The sequence below is a fragment of the Mesorhizobium sp. M1182 genome, from assembly GCF_040318335.1.
In the GTDB taxonomy this organism is placed as follows: domain Bacteria; phylum Pseudomonadota; class Alphaproteobacteria; order Rhizobiales; family Rhizobiaceae; genus Mesorhizobium.
Genome location: NZ_JAMYMD010000094.1, coordinates 1 through 500, shown reverse-complemented (window position 1 = coordinate 500; position 500 = coordinate 1). Strand labels below are relative to the sequence as shown.

Below are 500 nucleotides of genomic sequence, written 5' to 3'. Positions count from 1 at the left end.
CTGCAACGGTTGTTTTGCGTCGTTTTCGATCGCTTGCGTCCATATGTCCGGCCTTTGAGCACGGTCCTTGCGGCCGCTGGCCAAGGTGGGGTTCGCGACGCCCGTTCCAATCATGCCAGCGGTTTCGTTGGCCAATGGATCCCTCGGAGTTTCGCGCGTCACGGATCGATCGATCACGCCATCTTCCTTCCGTTGCAAGAGCTTGTGTTCGGTGTTCCTCCGTTGCGGCCTATCCGGGCATGTCAGCGCCGTGCTGAGCCGCGGTCAGGGCTGGCCGCAGGCCACCGCCGTAGGCGGCGCGAAGCGGCCTTGAGGGCGGCGAGGAGGCGTCAGGCTGCCCGCCAGGCCGCAACGGTACGGCTCGCCGGTGATCATCATCTTCCAGGCCATACGGGCGGTCTTGTTGGCGAGCGCCACAGCCGCCAGCTTCGGCGGCTTGCGCGCAATCAACGCCGCCAGCCACGGCGAGGCCTTGGCGCGGCCGCGACGCACCTGCTGGA

General features: G+C 66.6%; 1 pseudogene. It reads right to left on the bottom strand.

Annotated elements, in window-relative coordinates:
• Window positions 1-264 precede the first annotated feature (264 nt).
• Window positions 265-500, bottom strand: a pseudogene (locus tag NKH33_RS33205) (hypothetical protein); the annotation flags it as partial.